23 protein-coding genes are annotated in these 21435 nt (G+C 72.0%); 10 read left to right on the forward strand and 13 right to left on the reverse strand.

What is annotated here, in order from left to right; all coding sequences use genetic code 11:
* Position 1 precedes the first annotated feature (1 nt).
* Positions 2 to 817 carry an alpha/beta hydrolase gene (locus KZJ41_RS00855; protein ID WP_065923221.1) on the reverse strand — a complete coding sequence of 272 codons (816 nt, stop codon included), beginning with the start codon at positions 815 to 817 and terminating at the stop codon, positions 2 to 4.
* A 70-nt stretch (positions 818 to 887) separates the two neighbouring features.
* Complete coding sequence (locus KZJ41_RS00860) at positions 888 to 1655, reverse strand: SDR family NAD(P)-dependent oxidoreductase (protein ID WP_006944673.1); 768 nt, start codon at positions 1653 to 1655, stop codon at positions 888 to 890.
* Positions 1656 to 1828: 173 nt separating this feature from the next.
* Between KZJ41_RS00860 and KZJ41_RS00865 the strand changes: the two genes are divergently transcribed.
* Both KZJ41_RS00865 and KZJ41_RS00870 read left to right on the forward strand, forming a co-directional pair.
* A complete protein-coding gene (locus KZJ41_RS00865; protein ID WP_029546930.1) occupies positions 1829 to 2962 on the forward strand; it encodes a CdaR family transcriptional regulator in 1134 nt (377 codons plus the stop codon).
* Positions 2963 to 3071: 109 nt separating this feature from the next.
* On the forward strand, positions 3072 to 3854 hold the full coding sequence (locus tag KZJ41_RS00870; protein WP_006944669.1) for a class II aldolase/adducin family protein: 783 nt from the start codon (positions 3072 to 3074) through the stop codon (positions 3852 to 3854).
* Between the two features lie 41 nt (positions 3855 to 3895).
* Here KZJ41_RS00870 and KZJ41_RS00875 read toward each other — a convergent pair whose 3' ends face one another.
* The 5 genes from KZJ41_RS00875 to KZJ41_RS00895 form a co-directional block, all read right to left on the reverse strand.
* The gene (locus KZJ41_RS00875; RefSeq protein WP_029546931.1) at positions 3896 to 5122 is read right to left on the reverse strand and encodes an MFS transporter; all 1227 of its coding nucleotides are present in this window, start codon (positions 5120 to 5122) and stop codon (positions 3896 to 3898) included.
* Positions 5119 to 5538, reverse strand: coding sequence for a MarR family winged helix-turn-helix transcriptional regulator (locus KZJ41_RS00880; protein ID WP_029546932.1), 420 nt, complete (start codon positions 5536 to 5538; stop codon positions 5119 to 5121). Before KZJ41_RS00880 ends, KZJ41_RS00875 begins: the two co-directional genes overlap by 4 nt.
* Before the next feature lie 125 nt (positions 5539 to 5663).
* Positions 5664 to 6371 carry a TMEM165/GDT1 family protein gene (locus tag KZJ41_RS00885; RefSeq protein WP_029546933.1) on the reverse strand — a complete coding sequence of 236 codons (708 nt, stop codon included), beginning with the start codon at positions 6369 to 6371 and terminating at the stop codon, positions 5664 to 5666.
* A gap of 258 nt (positions 6372 to 6629) precedes the next feature.
* A complete protein-coding gene (locus KZJ41_RS00890) occupies positions 6630 to 7157 on the reverse strand; it encodes a hypothetical protein (protein ID WP_006944656.1) in 528 nt (175 codons plus the stop codon).
* A 181-nt stretch (positions 7158 to 7338) separates the two neighbouring features.
* Positions 7339 to 7962: a superoxide dismutase gene (locus tag KZJ41_RS00895; RefSeq protein WP_006944654.1), complete on the reverse strand. Its 624-nt coding sequence runs from the start codon at positions 7960 to 7962 to the stop codon at positions 7339 to 7341.
* 285 nt (positions 7963 to 8247) lie between these two features.
* Here KZJ41_RS00895 and KZJ41_RS00900 point away from each other — a divergent pair, with 285 nt between their 5' ends.
* The 3 genes from KZJ41_RS00900 to KZJ41_RS00910 all read left to right on the forward strand — a co-directional run bounded on the left by KZJ41_RS00900 (position 8248) and on the right by KZJ41_RS00910 (position 10776).
* Positions 8248 to 9351: an acyltransferase gene (locus KZJ41_RS00900; RefSeq protein ID WP_029546934.1), complete on the forward strand. Its 1104-nt coding sequence runs from the start codon at positions 8248 to 8250 to the stop codon at positions 9349 to 9351.
* A 9-nt stretch (positions 9352 to 9360) separates the two neighbouring features.
* Positions 9361 to 10029 carry a peptide-methionine (S)-S-oxide reductase MsrA gene (gene msrA, locus KZJ41_RS00905; RefSeq protein WP_006944650.1) on the forward strand — a complete coding sequence of 223 codons (669 nt, stop codon included), beginning with the start codon at positions 9361 to 9363 and terminating at the stop codon, positions 10027 to 10029.
* Between the two features lie 150 nt (positions 10030 to 10179).
* Complete coding sequence (locus KZJ41_RS00910; protein ID WP_006944648.1) at positions 10180 to 10776, forward strand: hypothetical protein; 597 nt, start codon at positions 10180 to 10182, stop codon at positions 10774 to 10776.
* Between the two features lie 13 nt (positions 10777 to 10789).
* Here the strand turns inward: KZJ41_RS00910 and KZJ41_RS00915 are convergent, their stop codons facing one another.
* Complete coding sequence (locus KZJ41_RS00915; RefSeq protein ID WP_029546935.1) at positions 10790 to 11716, reverse strand: LLM class F420-dependent oxidoreductase; 927 nt, start codon at positions 11714 to 11716, stop codon at positions 10790 to 10792.
* Positions 11717 to 12086: 370 nt separating this feature from the next.
* Between KZJ41_RS00915 and KZJ41_RS00920 the strand changes: the two genes are divergently transcribed.
* From KZJ41_RS00920 to KZJ41_RS00935, 4 genes are read left to right on the forward strand one after another with little or no spacing between them, the layout of a single operon-like run.
* On the forward strand, positions 12087 to 12224 hold the full coding sequence (locus KZJ41_RS00920) for a hypothetical protein (RefSeq protein WP_202916712.1): 138 nt from the start codon (positions 12087 to 12089) through the stop codon (positions 12222 to 12224).
* Positions 12224 to 13210, forward strand: coding sequence for a DUF4328 domain-containing protein (locus KZJ41_RS00925; RefSeq protein ID WP_006944644.1), 987 nt, complete (start codon positions 12224 to 12226; stop codon positions 13208 to 13210). Before KZJ41_RS00920 ends, KZJ41_RS00925 begins: the two co-directional genes overlap by 1 nt.
* Positions 13207 to 13980, forward strand: coding sequence for a glycerophosphodiester phosphodiesterase (locus KZJ41_RS00930; protein ID WP_065923220.1), 774 nt, complete (start codon positions 13207 to 13209; stop codon positions 13978 to 13980). The genes KZJ41_RS00925 and KZJ41_RS00930 overlap by 4 nt, the downstream gene beginning before the upstream one ends.
* Positions 13981 to 13989: 9 nt before the next feature.
* Positions 13990 to 14904 (forward strand): DUF5926 family protein, encoded by a 915-nt coding sequence (locus KZJ41_RS00935; RefSeq protein WP_006944642.1) that lies wholly within the window; start codon positions 13990 to 13992, stop codon positions 14902 to 14904.
* A 105-nt stretch (positions 14905 to 15009) separates the two neighbouring features.
* Here the strand turns inward: KZJ41_RS00935 and KZJ41_RS00940 are convergent, their stop codons facing one another.
* The 4 genes from KZJ41_RS00940 to KZJ41_RS00955 all read right to left on the reverse strand — a co-directional run bounded on the left by KZJ41_RS00940 (position 15010) and on the right by KZJ41_RS00955 (position 17861).
* Complete coding sequence (locus KZJ41_RS00940; RefSeq protein ID WP_373566459.1) at positions 15010 to 16329, reverse strand: LCP family protein; 1320 nt, start codon at positions 16327 to 16329, stop codon at positions 15010 to 15012.
* 85 nt (positions 16330 to 16414) lie between these two features.
* Positions 16415 to 17218: a CPBP family intramembrane glutamic endopeptidase gene (locus KZJ41_RS00945; protein WP_006944640.1), complete on the reverse strand. Its 804-nt coding sequence runs from the start codon at positions 17216 to 17218 to the stop codon at positions 16415 to 16417.
* A 32-nt stretch (positions 17219 to 17250) separates the two neighbouring features.
* Entirely contained in the window at positions 17251 to 17421 is a 171-nt protein-coding gene (locus tag KZJ41_RS00950) for a response regulator transcription factor (RefSeq protein WP_072633908.1), read from the reverse strand.
* 143 nt (positions 17422 to 17564) lie between these two features.
* On the reverse strand, positions 17565 to 17861 hold the full coding sequence (locus KZJ41_RS00955; RefSeq protein WP_065923219.1) for a hypothetical protein: 297 nt from the start codon (positions 17859 to 17861) through the stop codon (positions 17565 to 17567).
* 72 nt (positions 17862 to 17933) lie between these two features.
* Between KZJ41_RS00955 and KZJ41_RS00960 the strand changes: the two genes are divergently transcribed.
* Positions 17934 to 18203: a hypothetical protein gene (locus KZJ41_RS00960; RefSeq protein WP_006944638.1), complete on the forward strand. Its 270-nt coding sequence runs from the start codon at positions 17934 to 17936 to the stop codon at positions 18201 to 18203.
* 224 nt (positions 18204 to 18427) lie between these two features.
* Here the strand turns inward: KZJ41_RS00960 and KZJ41_RS00965 are convergent, their stop codons facing one another.
* Positions 18428 to 21406, reverse strand: coding sequence for a kelch repeat-containing protein (locus tag KZJ41_RS00965; RefSeq protein WP_065923218.1), 2979 nt, complete (start codon positions 21404 to 21406; stop codon positions 18428 to 18430).
* Positions 21407 to 21435: the final 29 nt, after the last annotated feature.

Here is a 21435-nt window from a genome sequence, read left to right on the forward strand (position 1 = left end):
ATCACTCCTGCGGGGGCGTCACCGCCTCGGCGAGCCGGATCAGGGGGTCGACCACCGGCGGGCCGAACATCACGGGATCGTTGTGCTCGGCGCCCGGCAGGGCCACCTTCTCGACGAGTCGGCGGGCGGCGCCGGCGACGGCCTCGCTCTGCCCGGGCGGGACGATCGTGTCCGCGGTCCCGTAGACGACGGTGATCGGCACGTCGAGACGCGCGACGGTCTCGGCGACCGGGAAGCGGTCCCACATCAGCCCCGTGGGCAGCAGCGGGTAGTGGTGCCGGCCGACGGTGGGCAGATCGACGAACGGCGAGCGCAGCAGCATGCCCGCGGGCGGATGCTCGGCGGCGAGCCCCGTCGTCACCCCGGTGCCCAGGCTCTCCCCGAGGTAGAGCAGCCGGTCCGGTCGGACGTTCTCGTGCTCGAGGAGGTACTGCCGGGCGGCGCGCACGTCGCGGGCGAGGCCGTCCTCGCTCGGGCGGCCGGGGTTGCCGCCGTAGCCGCGGTAGTCGAAGAGCAGAGTGGCGAAGCCGGCCTCGGCGAGCGCCGACGCCAGCGGCGCGCGGTCGACGCGGTTGCCGCCGTTGCCCGAGGCGAGCAGCACCGTGAAGCCCCGCGCCGTGCCGCGGGGCGGGACGTACCAGGCGCCGAGTTCGAGCCCGTCGGAGGTGGTCAGCAGCACGTCGCGGGCGCCGGGCAGCAGCGACTGCGCCGGTGGCGGCGGGGACCTGTCGGGCAGGTAGATCAGCCGGCGCTGCCCGAACCACAGGGCCGACGCGAGCACCGCGACGACCGCGACCACGAGCCACACCAGGCGCATGGCACCAGTGTGCCGTGGTGTCCTATCGGATCCGGGCGGATCCGAAAGGACACCACGGCGGCGGAGCCGCCTATCGCGGCGCCATGCGCAGCGCGCCGTCCATGCGGATGGTCTCGCCGTTGAGGTAGTCGTGCTCGGCGATCATCTGCACGAGCTGGGCGTACTCGGACGGCTGGGCGAGGCGGGACGGGAAGGGCACGCCCGCCTCGAGGCCCTTGCGGTATTCGTCGGTGACGCCGGCGAGCATCGGGGTGTCGACGATGCCGGGGGCGATGGTGTTGACCCGGATACCGTACTGGGCCAGGTCGCGGGCCGCGGGGACGGTCATGCCGTGGACGCCGCCCTTGGAGGCGGAGTAGGCGATCTGGCCGATCTGGCCCTCGAACGCGGCGACGGAGGCCGTGTTGATGATGACGCCGCGCTGGCCGTACTCGTCGACGGGCTCGGTCTTGGACATCGCGTCGGCGGCCAGGCGCAGCACGTTGAACGTGCCGAGCAGGTTCACGGTGATGACGGTGCGGAACAGCTCGAGGTCGTGCGGGCCGTTCTTCGACAGCACCCGGCCGGCCCAGCCGACGCCGGCGCAGTTGACGACGAGGCGCAGCGGCAGGCCCGAGGCGACGATCTGATCGACGGCGGCCTGCACGTCGTCGGCGCTGGTGACGTCGGTGGCGATGAGGGTGACGCCGGCGGGCGCCTTGTCGCCGACGCGCTCGATGGACTGCGCGAGGTCGAGGCCGAAGACGGTCGCGCCGGCGTCGGCGAGACGCTGGGCGGTGGCTGCGCCGAGACCGGAGGCCGCGCCGGTGACCAGTGCGGCGGTTCCCTGAATTTCCACTGCCGTGCTCCTTTCGTGGCGCCACCGTCCGGCGTGCGCCTTGTCGACGCTCGCACCTTAGCGCGCGTTAGCTCGTGCGGATCGGCAGCGGTGGTAGGGCCGTCCCGCGCCGGAGCTGTCGTGCGGCGACTAGCGTCGACCACGGTAACGCCCGGTAGCGGAGGAGGGGCACCGTGGAATCCGACAGTTCGATCGCCGGGTTGTGTGACGCGGTGATCGCCGACCTCGACGCGTTGTCGGCCGAGGCGGTCGACCGGATCCGCGAACGTCTGCCGACCTACCTGGTGGTGCCGCCGGACGAGCACCGCGAATCGACCCGGCAACAGTTCCTCGTCACCCTCCGGTTGCTCGCGGATCGTCCCGCAGACACGCACCCGGCAGGCCCCGAGTTCGAGCGTGCCCGGCAACTCGGCAGGCAACGGGCACTGCAGGGGTTGACCCTTGCGAATGTGATCGAGTCCTTCCACATCGGGTCGCGAGAACTGTGGCGCGCTCTCGTCGAGCACGCGCCGGAGCCCACCACGGAACTGCTGCACGCCGGGGGGCTGCTGTGGGACCTCGTCCATGCGGGGACGACCGCGGTGGCGATGGGACACGACGACGCCACCCGCACGGCGCAGGCGGTACGGGCCAATCGCCGCGCGCTGCTGTTCGAACTGCTCGAGCAGGGACACCCGACGGAGGAGGCCCGAACGCTGGCCGCTGCGCTGGGGCTGGACCCGGACGGGATGTTCCGAGCCGCATGCACGCCGTCCGAGGCGTGGTCCGATGTGCAGCTGCAGGGACTGCAGCACGCGCTGGACGACGGACCGGCGCCGGCGCTGTGCAGCCGACGCGGCACCACGGTCGTCACCGTCTTCCAGACGGTCGCGAGTTCGGTGGTCGTCGACGCGATCCGGCACGTGCGCCCCGACATGTCGGTGGGATTGGGGCTCGCCCGTCGGGGCCTGGAGGGGGCGACAACGAGCATCGGTGACGCCCGGCGCGCGCTCGCGCTGGTGCGGGGCCGGGCACAGACCGCCGACTTCGACGAGTGCTGGCTGCCGGCGATCCTCTTCGAACACCGGGAGGAGCTGGCGCCGATGTTGGCGAAGGGCGCGGAGATCGCGGCCCGGCACCCGCACCTGGCCGAAGCGGTCTCGGCGTTCGCCCAGAGCGGGTTCTCGGCCAGCGCGGCCGCCCGGAGACTGCACCTGCATCCCAATTCGCTCGCGTACCGGCTCGAACGCTGGCAGCAGTTGACCGGGTGGGATCTGCGCACGGTCGACGGGCTCGTCCGGTCGATGGTCGCGCCGGCGCTCTCGTGAAATTGCCGAACAGGATGCCCGAAGTTCGGCTCTGTTGCCGATGGTCACGGGCGAAGCGAAGGCCGAGTATGAACCGGGACACGAGATCGGCCCTCGGGAAGGAGTGCTCATGACCGACGCAGCGCAGACAGGTCCGGGGATCGAGGTGCCACGGCCACCGACGTTCGGCTCGGCCGACGAGGAGCGCCTGCACCGCAAGCAGCGCCTGGCCGCAGCGTTCCGGCTGTTCAGTGCATGCGGCTTCGACGAAGGCGTCGCCGGCCACATCACAGCTCGCGATCCCGAGCATTCCGACCACTTCTGGGTCAACCCCTTCGGAGTGCACTTCAGCCTGATCCGGGCGAGCGATCTGATCCTGGTCAACCACGAGGGCGAGATCGTCGAGGGGAACCGGCCCGTCAATCGGGCGGCCTTCGCCATCCATTCCCAGGTCCATGCTGCGCGTCCGGACGCGGTGGCCGCCGCGCACGCGCACTCCCTCTACGGCAAATCGCTGTCGAGCCTGAAGATCGGACTCGAGCCGCTGACGCAGGACGCCTGTGCCTTCTACGACGATCACGCGGTGTTCGACGACTACACCGGTGTGGTGCTCGACGTCGAGGAGGGCCGACGTATCGCCACCGCCCTCGGCGACAACAAGGCCGTCGTGCTCGCCAATCACGGGCTGCTCACCGTGGGTCAGACGGTCGACTCGGCCGCGTGGTGGTTCATCACCATGGAACGGTCGTGCCAGGCCCAACTGATCGCCATGGCCGCCGGCACCCCCCGCCCCCTCGACGCCGCCACCGCGAAGTTGACGTACGACCAGGTCGGACTCGAGTACGCCGGATGGTTCCAGTTCCAGCCGCTGTATCAACGCATCGTCGCCGCCCAGCCCGATCTGCTCGACTGAAGCGGGCCCTGGCGCGGCCGCCCGGCACCGGGCGGCCGGGGTCACGACTCCGGCCCGCCGTCGCGTCCGAGGCGCGTCGCGCCGACGCCCGCGGCGACGAGGCACGCGGCGGCGCCGAGCAGCAGTCCGGCCCGGCCGCCCCACTGTTCGCTGACCCACCCGGCGATCGGGCCGCCGATCGCGGTGGAGCCGAGGAAGGCCACCGCGAACAGCGCCATCACGCGCCCGCGCATGCCGGGGGCCGCGGCGAGCTGCAGGGAGCTGTTGGTGGTGGCGGTGAACGCGACGCTGAGGACGCCGACCAGCACCATCGCGGCGAGCATGAGCTCGAGCGTGGGCGCCACCGCGGCCGCGAGCAGCACCACGCCGAACACCGCGGAGGTGGCCACCACGGCGGTCGTGCCGGTGCGACCCCACGTGGCGACGGCGAGCCCGCCCACGACTGCGCCGGCGCCCATCGCGGCGGTGAGGAAGCCGTAGGTCTCGGCGCCGGCACCGAAGGTCTGCTGCGCGACCACGGGCAGCACCACCTGGAACTCGTACGCCAGGCAGCCCACCAGCGCCATCGTCAGCAGCGGCACCGCGAGTGCCGGGGTCTGCCGCACGTGCGCCAGCCCCTCGCGGAGCTGGCCGCGGGCGCGGGCGGCGGGTGGCGACGGGCGCAGCAGGGACAGGTCCAGCCTCGCCAGGGAGGCGACGACGGCGACGAAGCTGAGCGCGTTGAGCAGGAAGCACACGCCGAGACCGCCGACGGCGATGATCAGGCCCGCGACGGCCGGGCCGATCAGGCGCGCGACGGACGCCAGCACCGACTGCAGGCTCACGGCATTGCGCAGGTCCTCCGGTCCGACGAGTTCGAGCATGAACGACTGGCGGGCGGGGTTCTCGAAGCACTGGTTGAGTCCGAGCACCACGGCGAGGACGTACACGTGCCACAGCTGGACGGCACCGGTGACGGTGAGCAGGCCCAGGATCAGGGCTTGCACGCCCATCGCGGACTGCAGGCCGATCATGAGCCGGCGCTTGTCGACGCGGTCGGCGACCACCCCGCCGTAGGGGCCGAGCAGCAGCATCGGCACGGTCTGCAGGGCCAGGACGAGGCCGATCGCGGTGCCGGAGCCGGTGAGCTCGAGCACCAGCCACGACTGGGCGACCGTCTGCATCCACGTGCCGATCAGGGAGACCGCCTGGCCGCTGATGTAGCGCCGGAAGTTGGCGCCGCGGAAGGCGGCGAAGGTCTGGCCGCGCAGGTCGGTGAGGACGGTCATCGGCGCTCCTCCGCGGAGCGACGGCACATCTGCTCGGCGAGCGCTTCGAGCGCCGGCAGGGCGTCGTGCAGGGCGTGGAGCCGCTCGGGGGACAGTTCCGCGAGGTGCTCGGTGAACACTGCGGTGCGCATGCGACGCAGGTCGGCGAACGTACGGGCACCGGCCTCGGTGATGTGGGCGCGGACGACGCGCTTGTCGTCCGGGTCCGGGGAACGGGTCAGGAGTCCGGCGTCCTCGAGCTTGCCGAGCATCCGCGAGAGCATCGTCGGATTGAGGCCCTCGATCTCGGCGAGCTCGCGCACGCCGACGGTCTCGCGCCGGGCGACGGTGGCGAGGATCGAGAACTGGGACCGGGTGAGTCCACCTGCGCCGGCGGTGCGGCGGTCGACGCGGCGCGCGATGCGGCCGAGCGCCACGCGCAGGCGGTTGACGTCTTCCTCGTCGAAGCGGTCGTGTGCGGTCGTGATGCCCACCTCCATTTACTTGCCTATCGGCAAGCATACTCCTGGGGAGGCGGAAGCGGAGGCACCCGCGCGGTGCTCTACCGCTCGGCGGGTTCCTCGACGGCGACGGGGACCCGTGCGACCTCGGTCCGGCGGCGCAGCAGCGCCCGGCCGGTCACGACGGCGAGCGCGACGGCGAGGGTCACCCCGCCCGCGACCGGGCCGGCGGGCGTGCCGGGGGCCAGGCCTTCGCCGAGCATCCAGGCGCCGAACCCGAAGAACAGCGCCGCCGCCGCCAGCCGGATCGCGTTCTCGGGCAGGTGCTTGCCGAGGACGGCGCCGACGACGATGGCCAGCGCGTCGGCGGCGACCATGCCGATCGTCGAGCCGACCCACACGCCGGCCCAGTCGTTGTCCGCGGCCAGGGCGATGGTGGCGAGCATGGTCTTGTCGCCGAGTTCGGCGAGGAAGAAGGCCGACAGGACGGCGAGGAAGGCCGAACGGGTGACGCGGGCGGCCTTGCCCTGCTCGTCCTCGTCGAGGGAGTCGCCGCGCAGCGTCCACAGGCCGAAGAACAGGAAGGCCAGGCCGCCGACGATCACCATTGCCGAGGTGGGGATCGCGAGGCCCAGGTAGTGGCCCACGGCGACGGACACGAGGTGCACCGCGGTCGTGGCCGCGAGGATGCCGGACAGGACCACCCACCAGCGGTAGCGCAAGGCGAACGTCATCGCCATGAGCTGCGACTTGTCGCCGAGTTCGGCGACGAACACGACGGCGAAACTCAGGACCAGGGCGGACCACATACCGGGGGTTCCTCCTCCTCGCGTGTCGGTGTGGAGGAGGTGGGGACCTTCCTCCGGCCGGGCGGCGCGGGTGCGTCGCGGCCGAAGGTCTCGCCCACCGGTGCGGAATCCGGTTCGCCGGGCCGGGCTGAACGCCAGTATGTCGACCGGGCGATTGTGGGCTACTCCCCTTCGCTTAGGCAACCATAACGTGGGCTGCACGAAAAGGCAAAGGCGGCAATAAGTTTGGAAACCCGAACTTCGAGGTGCGGGTTCCGGTCAGGCGGCGAGCAGCATGGCCAGAACCGCGGTGTCGGGATCGCTGTTGGGATCGACTCCGACCCGGCTGACCAGCGACGTCACCGTCCCGTCGGCCTCCGCCTCCACCCACGCGGCCCGGTGCTCGAGGCCCAGGTGCGGCAGCCCCGGCAGCAGCACGCACCCCGACGCCGCACCCGTGCACTCCGGCAGCGACGGCCGCGTCTCCGACGGCGGGTGCAGCATGATCAGGGCGGGCGGCTGGTGCGCAGCGAACCGGCCCGGTTCCACCGCCTCGTCGCCGATCACCGGACCCTCCGCGAGCACCAGGCCCACCGTGCCCGGCGCGGGGTCGTCGGGCAGTTCCTCCCGTACCCCGAACACCGTCGACGTGGTCAGCAGGCCGGGCAGCGACGCCACCCGCACCGTCACCGCGAGCAGCTGCGCCCATTCCCGCGTGCTCTCCGGCCACCGCCCCGAAACCACGAATCCCCGCAGGGATCCTCCGGTGTGGAAGGCGGCGAGGCCGATCTGTTCGTTCCCACTCATCCCGCTACCTCCTCGGTGTGACGACAGTCGATGACCGATACACGCCGTTGGGTAGGTGAAGAATGACCGTTTCGTCCGCTGGCACACAAGAGCCCCCGAGTGCCAGCCCCGTCGCGCGCCCCTCCGGAACGCGCGAAGGGGATGCCGGAATCCGGCATCCCCTTCGCGAGGTGCGACGCGACTAGACCAGCAGACCGGCGGTCTGGGTGCGGGCGCGGTCGAAGCGGGCCTGCACGTCGGCCCAGTTCACGATGTTCCAGAAGGCCTTGACGTAGTCGGCCTTGACGTTCTGGTACTGCAGGTAGAAGGCGTGCTCCCACATGTCGAGCATGAGCAGCGGGGTCAGGCCGATCGGGATGTTGCCCTGCTGGTCGTACAGCTGGACGATGATCAGCCGCTGGCCGATGGAGTCCCAGGCCAGGATGGACCAGCCGGAGCCCTGGATCGAGTTCGCGTTCGCCGAGAAGTGGTCGCGGAACGCGTCGAACGAACCGAACGCATCGTCGATCGCGGCACCGAGCTCGCCGTCCGGCTTGTCGCCACCCTCCGGCGACAGGTTCTTCCAGAAGACGGAGTGGTTGGTGTGGCCACCGAGGTGGAAGGCCAGGTCCTTCTCCAGCTTGGTGGCCTGCGCCGCCATCGTGCCGTTCTCCCGCGCCTCCGCCATCTTCTCGAGGGCGGTGTTGGCGCCGGCGACGTAGGTCGCGTGATGCTTGCTGTGGTGCAGCTCCATGATCTTCGCCGAGATGTGCGGCTCGAGCGCGGCGTAGTCGTAGGGCAGGTCCGGAAGCGTGTACTCAGCCACGAAGGATCCCTTCTCTTCGGGCCCGGCGGGGCCCGTGCGTGATTTTCAAGTACTTCTGGGTTTCCACCCAAACCCATAAGTACACCCTCTGCAATACCGCCCGCGCAGCCGGTTGTGCGGGGCGGCGGTGGCGGCGGAGGGCGTCGCGTCGGCGTCCGAAAAGGGACCGACGACCTACCTGCGGAAACGCCGGACAATTCGGCCGGCGGGTGAACGGGCCCTTAACATCGTCGGGTGTTTCGGCCCCTCGCGAGCGACGGGACGCACGACGCCCCGGCGCCACGTGTGGACCTGCCCGGTGTGAACCTGCTCCGCACCGTCGCCGTCCTGGCGGTGCTGTACTCGCACATCTCCTTCTATCTCATCGACGACCTCGGCACCGGCTGGTGGGTCATCGACGTCGTGTACCGGGTGCTCGTCGAGGGCGCCGGCCTCAATCAGCACCTGTCCTTCCTCGGGGTCGCGATGTTCATGACCCTGACCGGGCTGCTCATCACCCGCTCCGCGATCCGCGACGAACCGCGGCGCTTCCTCGTCGCCCGCAGCGCGCGGCTGCTGCCGGCGTTCTGGCTTGCGATCCTCGCCGCGATCCTGCTGGTGCGGCTCGGGATCAACGGGATGTTCAGCGGCCAGACCGGCGTCTCCGGCGTCGAGGCCGTGCTCAGCTTCTTCCTGGGCGGGTTCTTCCTGAAGCCCGAGGTCGCGGTCCTCGGGGTCACCTGGACCCTCGCCGTGCAGATCACGTTCTATCTGTACTGCGTCGCCGCCCGGCCGCTCCTGCGGACCCGGCCCATCGTGGTGCCCGTCCTCGGCGCCGTGGTGTGCATGCTGGTGCTGCTGTACAACCTGTACCTGCCCGAGCCGTACACGGTGCCGTTCCTGTCTAAGGTCGCGGCCACGATGCCGACCGTGTTCCTCGGCCAGATCGTGTACCTCGGCTGGGCGCGGCTGACGTCCCGGCGGTGGCTGATCGTCGCGCTGCTCGCCCAGGTCCAGGTGGTGCACCTGGCCACCGACTACCAGGTCTACTGGGCCGGCAGCCGCTACCTGTGGACCATTGTCGTGGTCACCGCGTGCGTGGTCCTGCTCTCCCGCATCGACGGCCGGTTCGCCCGCTCGCGGGTGCTGCACTGGACCGCCACCCGCAGCTACGCGATCTATCTGGTGCACACGCTGGTGCTCTACCGGGTGTACGAGAACACGGTCGCCCACCTCGGCCGCACCGGTGCCGTGCTCGCCTTCGTGGTGGTGTGCGCGGCCGTCGCCGAACTGCTCTACCGCGGCGTCGAGGTGCCGGCCGCCCGCTGGATCACCGCCCGGTGGTTGTCGCCACGCCCGTCGCCCCAGGTGGCGGCCGAGACGGAACCCGTGGAGAAGCCGCGCGCGTAGCATCGAGGCATGTCCTGGTTCGACGACATCCTCGCCCGTGCGGGTTCGAAGTCGGTGATGGTCACGCAGGAGCAGGCGCTGCCCGGCCGCGCCGAGCCGCTGCCCGTTCCCGACACCCATTACGTCAACGGGCACCGCATCATGCCGCCGTTTCCCGAAGGGATGCAGACCGCCGTTCTCGGCATGGGCTGTTTCTGGGGTGCGGAGAAGGAGTTCTGGGGGCTCGAGGGCGTGTACTCCACGGCCGCGGGATATGCCGGGGGATACACCCCGAACCCCACCTACGAGGAGGTGTGCTCGGGCCGGACCGGGCACACCGAGGTGGTGCTGGTCGTGTTCGATCCGAAGGTGATCTCCTACGAGGGCGTCCTCAAGCAGTTCTGGGAGAACCACGACCCCACGCAGGGCATGCGGCAGGGCAACGACCACGGCACCCAGTACCGCTCGGCGATCTACACGTTCGACGAGGGGCAGATCGAGATCGCCGAGGCCACCGCCGAGAACTTCGGCGCCCGGCTCGCCGCGGCCGGCTACGGCGCCGTGACGACCGAGATCGCGCCGCTCACGCAGTTCTACTACGCCGAGGACTACCACCAGCAGTACCTGGCGAAGAACCCGAACGGCTACTGCCCCGTCCACGCCACCGGGGTGAGCTGCCCGGTCGGCCTCGGCGCCTGACGCCACGCCCCGCGCCGCGCTCGGTCCCGAACGGATCGGCATCGGCGACTTCCGGGTTGTGTGACGTTGGCCGGAACGCCTTGCCGTCGTTAGCTGTGCGTATCACTCTGGAAAGAGGGAGTTGTCACGGGGGAGAGGATCGAGGCCGAGATGATGCGGAACACAAGCGGATACCTGCGGGTCCTGCGGCGGGGGCTGCGCGGCCGCCACCCGCTGATCCGGCGCACCGACCGTGCCGAGGCGCGACTCGCCGTGGCGGTGCTGCTCCTGGTCCTGGCGACGATCCCCCTCGCCGGCTGGGTCGGCGCCCGCACCTGGGACACCCAGTCGGCCCTCGCCGTGCAGCAGACCGCCGAACGCACCCTCGTGACGGCGAAGACGCAGGCTGCGGCCGAGACCACGGACGCCACTGCCGGCGAGCTCACGATGGTGGCCTCCGCGTCCGCGCCCGCCACCTGGGCCTGGGGCGACGAGAAGCGCCGGGGTGACGTCACGGTGGACTACGGCACACCCGCCGGCGCCGACGTGCAGATCTGGGTCGATCCGAACGGCGAACAGGCGCTCGCGCCGCTGAGCGCGACGAGCGCGAAGATCTCCTCGGTCCTGGTCGGGCTTTCGCTCTGGTTCGCCGCGGCCCTGCTCGCCGCCGCGGTGTTCGGCTACGGCCGGTGGCGGCTGGATCGCACCCGCAACCGGGAATGGAGCCGCGAAATCGCGGCCTTCCTCGGTTCCACCAGCAGCCACTGACCGCGCCTCGTCGTCACACTTCCGGCATGACCTCCCGCGCCACCAGTTCGAGGTGGTCGAGGTCGGCCAGATCCAGCACCTGCAGGTAGATGCGCTGCGACCCGGCCTCGGCGTAACGGGCGATCTTGTCGACCACCTCGGCGGGCGTGCCGGCGAGACCGTTCTCCCGCAGCTCGTCCACCTCGCGCCCGATCCGGGCGGCGCGGCGGGCGATCTCCGCCTCGTCGCTACCGCAGCACAGCACGAGCGCGTTCGAGTACGTCAGCTCGGAAGGGTCGCGGCCGGCCGCGCGGCACGCGTCCTGCACGCGGGCGAACTGGGCCGCGGTGGCCTCCACCGACTGGAACGGGATGTTGAATTCGTCCGCGTACCGGGCCGCGAGGGCCGGAGTACGGCGCTTGCCCCCGCCGCCGATCACGATCGGCGGACCGGAGCGCTGGTGCGGCTTGGGCAGCGCCGGTGAATCGACGATGCGGTGGTGCGCACCCTCGTACGAGAAGGTCTCCCCGACCGGCGTCTGCCACAGCCCGGTGATCACGGCGAGCGACTCCTCGAACTTGTCGAAGCGCTCCTTCAGCGACGGGAAGGGGATGCCGTAGGCGAGGTGCTCCTCCTCGTACCAGCCTGCCCCGAGCCCGAAGTCGACCCGGCCGCCGCTCATGGCATCGACCTGGGCGACGGTGATCGCGAGGGGGCCGGGGTGGCGGAACGTCGCGGAGGTCACCAGGGTGCCCAGCCGGATCGTGGAGGTCTCCCGGGCCAGGCCGGCCAGCGTGATCCAGGCGTCCGTCGGGCCGGGCAGGCCGGCGGAGTTCATCGCGAGATAGTGGTCGGAACGGAAGAAGGCGCCGTAGCCGAGCCGCTCGGCCGTCTGCGCGACGGCGAGCAGGTCGTCGTAGGTGGCACCCTGCTGAGGTTCGGTGAAGATCCGTAGTTCCATGCCGTCGATCATTTCAGTTCGCCGGAGACCACGTCGGTCTGCGTCGAAGCGCGCACTCGCCGCCGACGGTGCGCCGGAAGCCGTGAACCGTGCGCGGTGGTGGTGCAGAAGATGCCTGTGGGGCAACGAATGACGCGAGCAGCCCGGCCGCTCACCGCCGAAATGTTCCCGGAGTGAGGCGATGTGCCGCTGTGGAAACTGAGCCCTCTGTGGATGAAGCTGTGGAAACTGTGGATAACTCCCGGGCGGAGGCGTTTTCACACGACCCCGCCGGGACGGGGCGAATCGGGCGGGCGGCCCTTCTCCATGGGGTGGGCGGGATCCCCGGTGGTCGCTGCATGCGCCGCAGCGGCGTGCCAGTATTGACGGTGTGAGCTTCCCCGACGTGCCCACCGTCACGGTCGCCGACGTGCCGCCGATCGGTCCCGAGGTCGTGCTGCTCGACGTGCGCGAGGCCGGCGAACGGGATCTCGGGCACGACGGCGACGCCTCGGCGAAGATCTGTTGATGGCCGCCTACCAGATCTGCGTCCGCTGCGGACACCGCTGGCCCGTGTCCTGGCAGCCCCGGCAGTGGTGCCCGGGCTGCCGCGGGCTGCTGCTGTCCCCCGACGACACCGCGGCCCCCGTTCCACCGGGGCGCCGCAACTTCCGCTGGGTGGCACGGCCGCCGCAGGCCCGCTCCGGCCAGGACGGTCCCCGGCCGCGACGGCGGCCGGCGGGCCCGGCTCCGCGCTACCACGAGGTGCCGCGCTGGGGCCTTGCCGATCCTCGCCCGGCCGGCGAGCCGTCGACCCCGTCGCGTGAGGAAACCCTCGCGGATCTCGCCCCGACCCTGCTCGCCGGAACCGCCGTCGTATTCGGCCTCGCCGCCGTCGCAGAGGCCGTCCGCTACGGGCTGCTGCTGTACAACCGCACGCGCCTCGTCGACCCGCTCGCTCTCGCGGCGTCCGACGCCCTGGTGTGGGCCACCCAGTTGTGCGGCCCTGCCGTCGCCCTCGCCGCCGGGGTCGCGGCGACGCTGCGGCTGATCCGCGTGCGGCGACGGCTGTTCGCCGCCCGCGGTGCCGCCGACCCGCGCGGCCGGATCTCGCTGCTGCTCGGGTGCCTCGTGCCCGGCGTGAACCTCGCGATGCCCGGCGTCTTCCTCACCGAGATCACCGGTCCCGACGACCCGCGGCTACGGCGAGCCGTGCGCACGTGGTGGGTGCTGTGGGCGCTCGGCGGCGTGCTGTTCGTCGTCAACGTGCTGTGGCGGCAGAGGGACACCCTGCAGGCGCAGGCGGACGGGGTGCTGCTCGCCGCGGTGACCGCCGCACTCGCCGCGGCCGTCGCCGTCGCGGCACTGCATGTGGTGCGGCTGTTCGACGACGAGGACCTGCGGGGCCGTCCCCGCCGCCTGCCCCGCCGCACCGTGGCGACCGGCCCCAAGTACGAACCCATCGCGCCGATCGAACCGGTCGGCGCGCGCACCGACGAGGCGGTGGCCTCGTGACGGCGGCCGGCGAACCCCGCGTCGTCGCGCACCGCGGGGCCTCCGCCGCCAGGGCCGAGCACACCCTCGCCGCCTACGAACTCGCGCTGCAGGAAGGCGCCGACGGCCTCGAATGCGACGTGCGGCTCACCCGCGACGGGCATCTCGTGTGCATCCACGACCGCACCGTCGACCGGACCTCCACCGGCAGCGGCCTGGTCAGCGAGATGACCCTCGCCCAGCTCGGGGAGCTCGACTACGGCACCCCCGGCGAGCCGGCGCGCCTGCTGACGCTGCGGCAGCTGATCGAGCTGACCCTCGACTGGACCAGCCGGCCCGTCAAGCTGTTCGTCGAGACCAAGCACCCCGTGCGCTACGGCGGGCTCGTCGAGGCCAAACTCCTCGCCGAGCTGGCCCGCTTCCGGCTCGCCACCCCCGCCTCCGCGGACTTCTCCCGCGTCGTCGTGATGTCGTTCTCGGCCGCCGCGGTGTGGCGGGTGCGGCGGTCGGCGCCGCTGCTGCCGACGGTGCTCCTCGGCGACACCTCCCGCTATCTCGGGGGCAGCGCCGCCACCACCGTCGGGGCCACCGCGATCGGCCCCTCGATCCTCACGCTGCGCCAGCACCCCGAGCTCGTCGACAAGGCGGCTGCCGCGGGCCGCGCCACCTACTGCTGGACCGTCGACGATCCCGCCGACGTCGAACTGTGCCGCGACCTCGGCGTCGGCTGGGTGGCCACCAATCATCCGGGGCGCACCAAGCTTCTGCTCGGCGCTTCGCGCGGCGTGTAGTTTTGCGCCGTGGCCAAGAAGAGTAAGAGAAACAGCGGACCCAAGCCCGGCAGCAACCGTGCCGCGAAGCTCGAGCAGCGCCGGCTCGCCCGGGAGGCCGAGGCTGCCACGGTCACCCGGCCGTTCGAGGGTCTCGCCCTCGAGTGCGACCTGGTGGCCCTGCGCGAGTTCGTTCCGTCGGCGGTGTTCACGCTGCCGTTGACCACGCCCGGCCGGGCCGTCCGCGCGGCCACCGTGCTGCCCGGCGCCGTCGCCGCGCTCGCCCGCGAGGAGGGCGACGAAACCACCGCGTACGTCGGGCTGCAGCTCGCCGCCGCCGGCCCCGACCCGGCCGCCGAGCTCGGCGCCGCGATCGCGTGGGCCCGGGAGGCGGAGGCCGGGTCGTCGCTCGCCGTCGCCGAACCCGGACCGGACGAGCCGCGCCTGCACGATCTGATCGACGTCGACGTCGTCCCGGAGATCACCGTGCACCAGGACTTCGACTGGTGGATCCCCGAGGGCGTCGAGGTCTCACCCGACGTCGCGCACACCGTCAAGCACGCCAACGACGCGATCATGCCGTCCGCACGGCTCGAGGGCGAGGGCGTCGTCGCCGCCTGGTGGGTGGATGCCGGTGAGAAGGCGCACCTGCGCTGGGTGCGTCCGGAGGACGAGGACACCCTGATGTCCGCGTTGTCGCGGGTGCACGCCGCGGGCGGACTGCACCTGGGGGAGGGCTCGCGGTTCGCCGGGTCGTTCCGCACCCACGGCCTGCTCGTGCCGGTGTTCGATCTCGACCCCGAGCGGCACCCCAACGAGTGGGTCGCCCCGACCGCCGAGTTCGGTGCCCGGCTCGCCGATGCCTTGGCGGTCGACGCGCCGCTCACCGCCGCCGAGCGGCGCTCGCGCGACGGCCTGCGCAGTCGTCAGGTCACTCTGCGCTGACCCGTCCCCTCGCCGACCCCGGCCCGACCCCGGGCCGAGCGAATGTATCGTTCCGTCGGCCTACGGAGATGAGCGATACATTCGCTCGGCTCGGGGCGAGCGGGCTCACGACGGCGGCGTCAGCAGTTCCGGCGGAATCTGCTGGTCCTGGGCCAACGCGTCGAAGAACGGCACGGCCCGCGACCGATCCCACAGCAGCACGTTGCCGATCCCGGAGACGTCCTCGAAGCCGCCGACCGGGACGGTGGCGGTCACCGTCTCGCCGCGCATCGCCCACCCAAGCCGGGCCAGGTGCCACATGTGGTCGCTCTCGTCGACCCGCAACGAGCCGGCGACCCCGGAGGCCAGCGACCACATCCGCACCGGGTTCAGCAGCGTGCTCAGGCCGGTGGCCTTGCTGAGCAGGGCGGACATGAACAGCCGCTGGTTGTTCATCCGGTCGAGGTCGGCCAGCGCCGTCGCGCGGGTGCGCACGAAGCCGAGGGCCTGCGGACCGGTGAGTTCCTGGCAGCCGGCCGGCAGGGAGATCCCCGCCAGCGGATCGTCGATGGCCTGCGGCAGGCAGACGTCCACACCCCCGAGGTCGTCGACGATCGAGGCGAAGCCGCCGAACCCGATCTCGGCGTAGTGGTCGATGTGCACGCCGGTGGCGCCCTCGACGGTCTGCACCAGCAGCGCCGGACCACCCAGCGCGAACGACGCGTTCAGCTTGTCCTGGCCGTGGCCCGGGATCGGGACGTACGAGTCGCGGGGGAGGGACACCATCGTGGTGGCCCCGCCGCCGCTGGGCACGTGGATCAGCATGACGGTGTCGGTGCGGTCCGGGCCGGTCTCCCCACCTGTCGCGAGTTCCTGCTCCTGCTCGGTGCTGAGGCCGGTGCGGCTGTCGGACCCCACAAGCAGCCAGTTGGTGCCCGGGGTGTCGCCGACGCGGTTGTCGTAGTCGGCGAGCGCGTCGACGCGGGTGAGCTTGCCGTCGAGGTACACGGCACCGGCGCCGACGAGGGCGATCAGCACCAGCACGACGATCGCGGCGCGGCGCAGCAGGCGACGGGCGCCGACGGGGCGACGGCGCGGGGCCGGCTCGGGCGCGGGCGGGGTGGGCCGACGTCGCGGCGGCGGGGCCGGCGGTGGGGGCGCCGCGGCGCGGCGCGGCTCGTCGTACGGTTCGGGGGTCTGTCTGGGCGCCCAGTCGCGCTGCTGCCTCGGCGGTTGCTGCCTCGGGGGTTCGTGTGGCGGCGGGGCCGGCCGCGGCTGCCGCGGCGGGGGTGCCGGCGGCCGGTACTGCGGTGTGGGCGCCTGCGACCAGGCCTGCTGCGGGGCGGGGGGACGTCCGTCGCGACGGATGATCTGCGGTCCCTCCGGCGACGGCGACGACGGCGGCGCCGGCCGGCCCATCGGTGCCGGGCGGCGCGGCGGCGGCATCTGCGGAGGCTGATGCGGCGGCCGGGGCCGGGGCCGGGGGTCGGGATGGTCGCCGTTCACGACCTCCCAATGTACGCAGCCCGGGCTAGGGCAGCCAGGACACGTGCCCGCGCAGCGCCTGGTAGCCGACGAATGCGACGCTGTCGATCAGCGCGTGCGCCACCACCAGCGGCCACAGCTGCGACGTGCGCTGCCAGTACCGGCCGAACACCAGACCCATGACGACGTTGCCGAGCCCGCCGCCGAGGCCCTGGTAGAGGTGGTAGCTGCCGCGTAGCAGCGACGAGGCGAGCAGCGAGGAGTTCTCCGACCAGCCGAGCTGCCGCAGTCGGGTGATCAGGTACGCAACGACGAGAACCTCCTCGGCGGCGGAGTTCGCGATCGCCCACAGCACCAGCGCCGGCAGCCGCCACCAATAGTCCTCGAGAGTGCTGGGCGCGACGGTGAGGTTGATGCCCGCCGCCCGTGCCACCAGGTACAGGCCGAGCCCGGGGATTCCTATGAGCGCGGCCAGCCCCACGCCGGGGAGCAGGCCGCGGCGCAGCTGGTCCCGGGCGAAGCCGATCGCCTTCGGGCCGATGCCGCTGCGCCACAGCAGGTACACCCCGAGCGCAGCCCATGCCAGCAACCGGACGATGCCGAGTACCTGCCGGGCCAGGTCGATGAACTGCTGCGACGAGCGGGGGACGTTCAGCGCGACGGTCTGGTCGGACAGCGGCTCCGGTGCGAGTGCGGATTCGAGCAGCGACAGCATCGACGACAGCCCGCTCAGGCCGAAGGTGACGAGCAGGACGATGGTGACCTCGACCCACAGGGCGCGGCGGGCCGTCGGGTCGAGGGGCTCGGCGGGTGGCCGGGGCGGTGGCGTCAGCCAGGTACGGATCGTCACGGTCGCGATTGTGCCGCGTCGCGGCGGGCCTCTCACATCCTGATCTTGATCGCGTCCCGACGGGAGTTGACGCCCAGCTTGCGGTAGATCGAGCGCTGGTGGGTTCGCACGGTGTTCACGGACACGAACAGCGCGGCGGCGATCTCCTCCGCTGTCATCGGGGTGCGGAGGTAGGCGAGTATCTCCCGCTCCCGGGCGGACAGTACCCGAGCAGCCGCGAGCGTCTCGTCGGCCCGGACGAGGCGTGCGGCGACAAGGCGGCTCGCCTAGACGAACGCGAGAGCCTGCACGCCGGAGGGGTTGCCGACACCTCGACAGCGCGCTTCGGGTGACGAGGACGGCGATATCACTTCGCCGTCAGTGCCGTGACGACGGGGACGTTCGTGGTGTGCCGCAGCGGATCGGCCAGGTGGATCGCACGGGCGGACCCGACCGACCTCTCCACGAGCAGGGCGTGCGCCATACGCGTGTAGACCGGCCAGGGGACCCCGTGCTCGTCGCTCGGGGGCACACCGTCGAGCAGTTCCCGCGCACGGGTGAGTTCACGGACGTCTCCCAGCGCAGCGACAGTCGAGGCGAACGGGTGGGCCGCACTCGACGTGCGCTGTCCGGGGTCCCTCCGGTCGGCCGCGGTGAACACCACAGCGGCGAGAGTCCCGAAAGACGTTCGCCCCGATAATCATTCGCATTCGATCTCAGCGTCTATGCTGTCGCCATGTTGCTCATCGGAATCCTCGTGTTCGGCATGGTCGTCGGCGCCGCGGCCCAGTTGCTGCTGGGCAGGTCGGCGGGGCGGATCGATTGGACCCTCGCCTTCGCTGCCGGGCTCGCCGGTTCCTTCGTAGGCGGGCTGCTCGTCAGTCTTCTGGCCGGCGACGGACTGTCGCTACGGCCGAGCGGGATCATCGGCTCGCTCGTGGGGGCGCTGCTCGTCACCGGTGCGGTGGGCTGGTGGCGGGCACGTTCCGCCACGCCGAAGCCCTGACCCTCGGAGTGCGGGCGCGGAGCGGTGTGCAAGCTTCGAACGGGTCCTCGTCGGTCGTTCGTCGGAGATGACATTCCCGTCCATGCCTGGCGGGTCGTCGGTGGGCCGACCACGATGACCTCCGGTCGGCCGCGTCATGTGGCGCGGAGGAGGTAGGGCCGCGGTGTGTTCTTCGGGCGGCTGGGGCAACCTGAAGGACACACCGGCCGCGAAGCGGCCTTTCCTCACCAGAAGTCCAGTGCCTCCGCCAACGCGGTGGACTGCGCGTGGGTGGGCCGCTGCGCGCCGTCGACGGCGTAGACGGTGGTGCCCACGGTCGCGACGACGAGACCGTGCCGGGCGACGCCCATCGGTGGCAGCTCGGACCAGGTGCCGGTGGTCAGGTCGAACGCCTCGACGTCGTCGAGGACGCGGGTGGGTTCCTCGCCGCCGACCGCGACGATGCGGCCGTCGAGGTGGGTGACACCGAGCCCGCCGCGGGGGGTGGGCATGTCGGGAAGCTGCGTCCAGGTGTCGGTGGCGGGGTCGTAGCGCTCGACGGTGGCGACGTTCTTGTCGGCGGCCAGGTCCCGGCCGCCGACGGCGTAGGCGTAGGTGCCGTCGGTGGTGGCGGCGAGGTGCTCGCGCGGGGTCGGCAGGTCGGCGACCGTGCTCCAGCCGCTGCCGTCGAAGACGTCGGTCGTGGCGAGGAGGGTGTCGTCGGCCTGACCGCCGAACACGTAGATCTTGTCCCCGATGGTGACGGCGGCAGCGGCGGCACGCGCCTGCGGCATGGCCGGGAGTTCGGTCCACTGCCCGTCGCGCAGCGCGAACACCCGATCCGACGGTCGGGCGGTGAGGTCGGCGCCCTCGGGCACCCAGCCGCCGAGCACGACCAGCTCGTCCGCGTACTCGACGGCCATCGCGTGGTTGAGCGGGAGGGGGAGATCGGGTCCGACCTTCCAGGTGTCGATGGCCGGGTCGTAGCCCTCCACCCGGGCGGTGGACCCGTTGTTGTCGAGTCCGCCGAACACCCACACGGTGCCGTCGGCGACGGTGGCGGCGGTCTGCTGGCGGGCGGTGGGGGCGTCGCGCAGCTGCCGCCACGCCGGCCCGGGCTGGACGCGGCGCGGCGGGATCTGCAGCGCCTCGGTGACGGAGGTCGACTCGGCGTGGGTGGGTCCGGTGGCGCCGTCGATGGCGTAGACGGTGTCGCCGACCGCGCCGAGGGCCAGACCGTGCCGCGGGGTCCGCAGGTCCGGCAGCTCGGACCACGTGCCGGTGGTCAGGTCGAACGCCTCGACGTCGGCGAGGACGCGGGTGGGTTCCTCGCCGCCGGCGGCGACGATGCGGCCGTCGATGTAGGTGGCGCCGAGCCCGCCGCGCGGGGTGGGCATGTCGGGCAGGGCGGTCCACGCGCCGGTGGTGGGGTCGAAGCGCTCGAGGGTGGCGACGTTCTTGTCGGCGGACAGGTCCCGGCCGCCGATGGCGTAGGCGTAGGTGCCGTCGGTCGCGGCCGCGAGGTGCTCGCGCGGGGTCGGCAGGTCGGCGACCGTGGTCCAGGTGGTGCCGTCGAACACGTCGGTGGGGCGGATCAGGGTGTCGTCGGCCTGGCCGCCGAACACGTAGATCCTGTCCCCGATGGTGACGGCGGCGCCGGCGGCACGGGCCCGGGGCATCGGTGGCATCTCCACCCATTCACCGTTGCGGACGGCGAAGACCCGGTTCGATGCGGTGGCGGTGAGGTCGGGGCCGTCCGGGATCCAGCCGCCGAGGACGACGGGCACGCCGTCCCACGTGACGGCCGTCGCGTGGTTGAGCGGGATCGGCAGGTCGGGTCCGGCCTTCCAGGTGTCGATGGCCGGGTCGTAGCCCTCGTGGGCGGGGGAGGAGCCGGAGTCGTCCAGGCCGCCGAACACCCATACGGTGCCGTCGGCGACGGTGGCGGCGGTCTGCTGGCGGGCGGTGGGCGCGTCCCGCAGCGGTCGCCACGCGGCGGTCGGGGCGACCTCGGTGGTCTCGCCGGCCGCGGCGGTCCCGGCGTCGCCGGGCTGCCGTGTCGCCACGTAGACCGCCGTGGCCGCGACGGCGAGCAGCGCGACGGCGAGCACGGCGAGCAGCACCGGCAGCCGCACGGTTCGTCGCGCGGGGGGTTCGCTCGGGCGGGGTGGGCCGGGCGGCGGTGGCGGTGGGGGACCGTTCGGTCCCGGCGGTGCGGGTTTGACGGGTGCCGCGGTGGCCGTGACGGGTGTGGCCGTGACGGGTGTGGCCGTGACGGGTTTCGCGAGGGGGTGCCGGCCCGTCGGCTGGTCGTGGAACCGCAGCTCGCCGGGCAGGGCCATGTCGTCGACGTGGCGGCCGTGCCGGGCCTGGGTCTGCTGCAGCTCGCGGCCGAAGTCGGCCGCGGTCGCGGGCCGGCGGGCCGGGTCGACGGACATGGCGTGCTCGATGGCGGCGCACACGTCGTCGGGGATGCCGTGGGGGCGCAGGTCCGGGATGGGCTGGCTGGTGATGCGCAGGAACTGCGCGATGATCTCCTCGCCCGTGCGTCGCTCGAACGCGGCGCGGCCGGTGATGAGGGCGAACATGGCCGCGCCGAGACCGTAGATGTCCGAGGCCGGGGTGGGCGGCTTGCCCTCGAGCACCTCGGGTGCGGTGAAGGCGAGGGATCCGGTGAAGGCGCCGGTGGCGGTTTCGAAGCCGCCGGCGATGCGGGCGATGCCGAAGTCGGTGAGCTGCGGCTCGCCGTACTCGGTGACGAGGATGTTGGCGGGCTTGACGTCGCGGTGCAGGGTGCCGGCGCGGTGGGCGGTCTCGAGGGCGCCGGCGAGCTTGACCCCGACGCGGACGACGTCCCACCACGGCATCGGCCCGTCCCGGCGCACCCGCACCGCCAGCGAGTCGTTGGGGTGGTAGGGCATCACGATGTACGGCCGGCCGGTGGAGGTGACGCCCACCTGGAGGATGTTGACGATGTTCGGGTGGCCGGACAGCCCGCCCATCGCGAACCCCTCGCGCAGGAACCGTTCGCGGTTCTCGGCGTCGAGGTCGGAGGAGAGCACCTTGATCGCGACGGTGCGCCCGAGGGAGCGTTGCCGGCACCGATAGACGACGCCGAAGCCGCCCCGGCCGACGACGAGGGCGTCGTCGAACCCCGCCGCGGCGAGTTCCGCCGCGATCCCCTGCCCCGCGGGGCGGGTGGCTTCCGGATCGAAATCGGCCATGGTTCCCGGCTTTCGGCGTGCGACGCGCT

The organism is Rhodococcus sp. 11-3, assembly GCF_023704055.1.
GTDB lineage: Bacteria > Actinomycetota > Actinomycetes > Mycobacteriales > Mycobacteriaceae > Rhodococcus > Rhodococcus aetherivorans.

Excerpts from the sequence above, each read along its gene's own strand:
- KZJ41_RS00870 (WP_006944669.1), top strand. The coding sequence starts at position 3,072 with ATGACCGACGCAGCGCAGACAGGTCCGGGGATCGAGGTGCCACGGCCA.
- KZJ41_RS00885 (WP_029546933.1), bottom strand. The coding sequence starts at position 6,371 with ATGTGGTCCGCCCTGGTCCTGAGTTTCGCCGTCGTGTTCGTCGCCGAA.
- KZJ41_RS00910 (WP_006944648.1), top strand. The coding sequence starts at position 10,180 with ATGATGCGGAACACAAGCGGATACCTGCGGGTCCTGCGGCGGGGGCTG.
- KZJ41_RS00960 (WP_006944638.1), top strand. The coding sequence starts at position 17,934 with ATGTTGCTCATCGGAATCCTCGTGTTCGGCATGGTCGTCGGCGCCGCG.
- msrA (WP_006944650.1), top strand. The coding sequence starts at position 9,361 with ATGTCCTGGTTCGACGACATCCTCGCCCGTGCGGGTTCGAAGTCGGTG.
- KZJ41_RS00890 (WP_006944656.1), bottom strand. The coding sequence starts at position 7,157 with ATGAGTGGGAACGAACAGATCGGCCTCGCCGCCTTCCACACCGGAGGA.
- KZJ41_RS00915 (WP_029546935.1), bottom strand. The coding sequence starts at position 11,716 with ATGGAACTACGGATCTTCACCGAACCTCAGCAGGGTGCCACCTACGAC.
- KZJ41_RS00965 (WP_065923218.1), bottom strand. The coding sequence starts at position 21,406 with ATGGCCGATTTCGATCCGGAAGCCACCCGCCCCGCGGGGCAGGGGATC.
- KZJ41_RS00925 (WP_006944644.1), top strand. The coding sequence starts at position 12,224 with ATGGCCGCCTACCAGATCTGCGTCCGCTGCGGACACCGCTGGCCCGTG.
- KZJ41_RS00855 (WP_065923221.1), bottom strand. The coding sequence starts at position 817 with ATGCGCCTGGTGTGGCTCGTGGTCGCGGTCGTCGCGGTGCTCGCGTCG.
- KZJ41_RS00875 (WP_029546931.1), bottom strand. The coding sequence starts at position 5,122 with ATGACCGTCCTCACCGACCTGCGCGGCCAGACCTTCGCCGCCTTCCGC.
- KZJ41_RS00940 (WP_373566459.1), bottom strand. The coding sequence starts at position 16,329 with ATGCCGCCGCCGCGCCGCCCGGCACCGATGGGCCGGCCGGCGCCGCCG.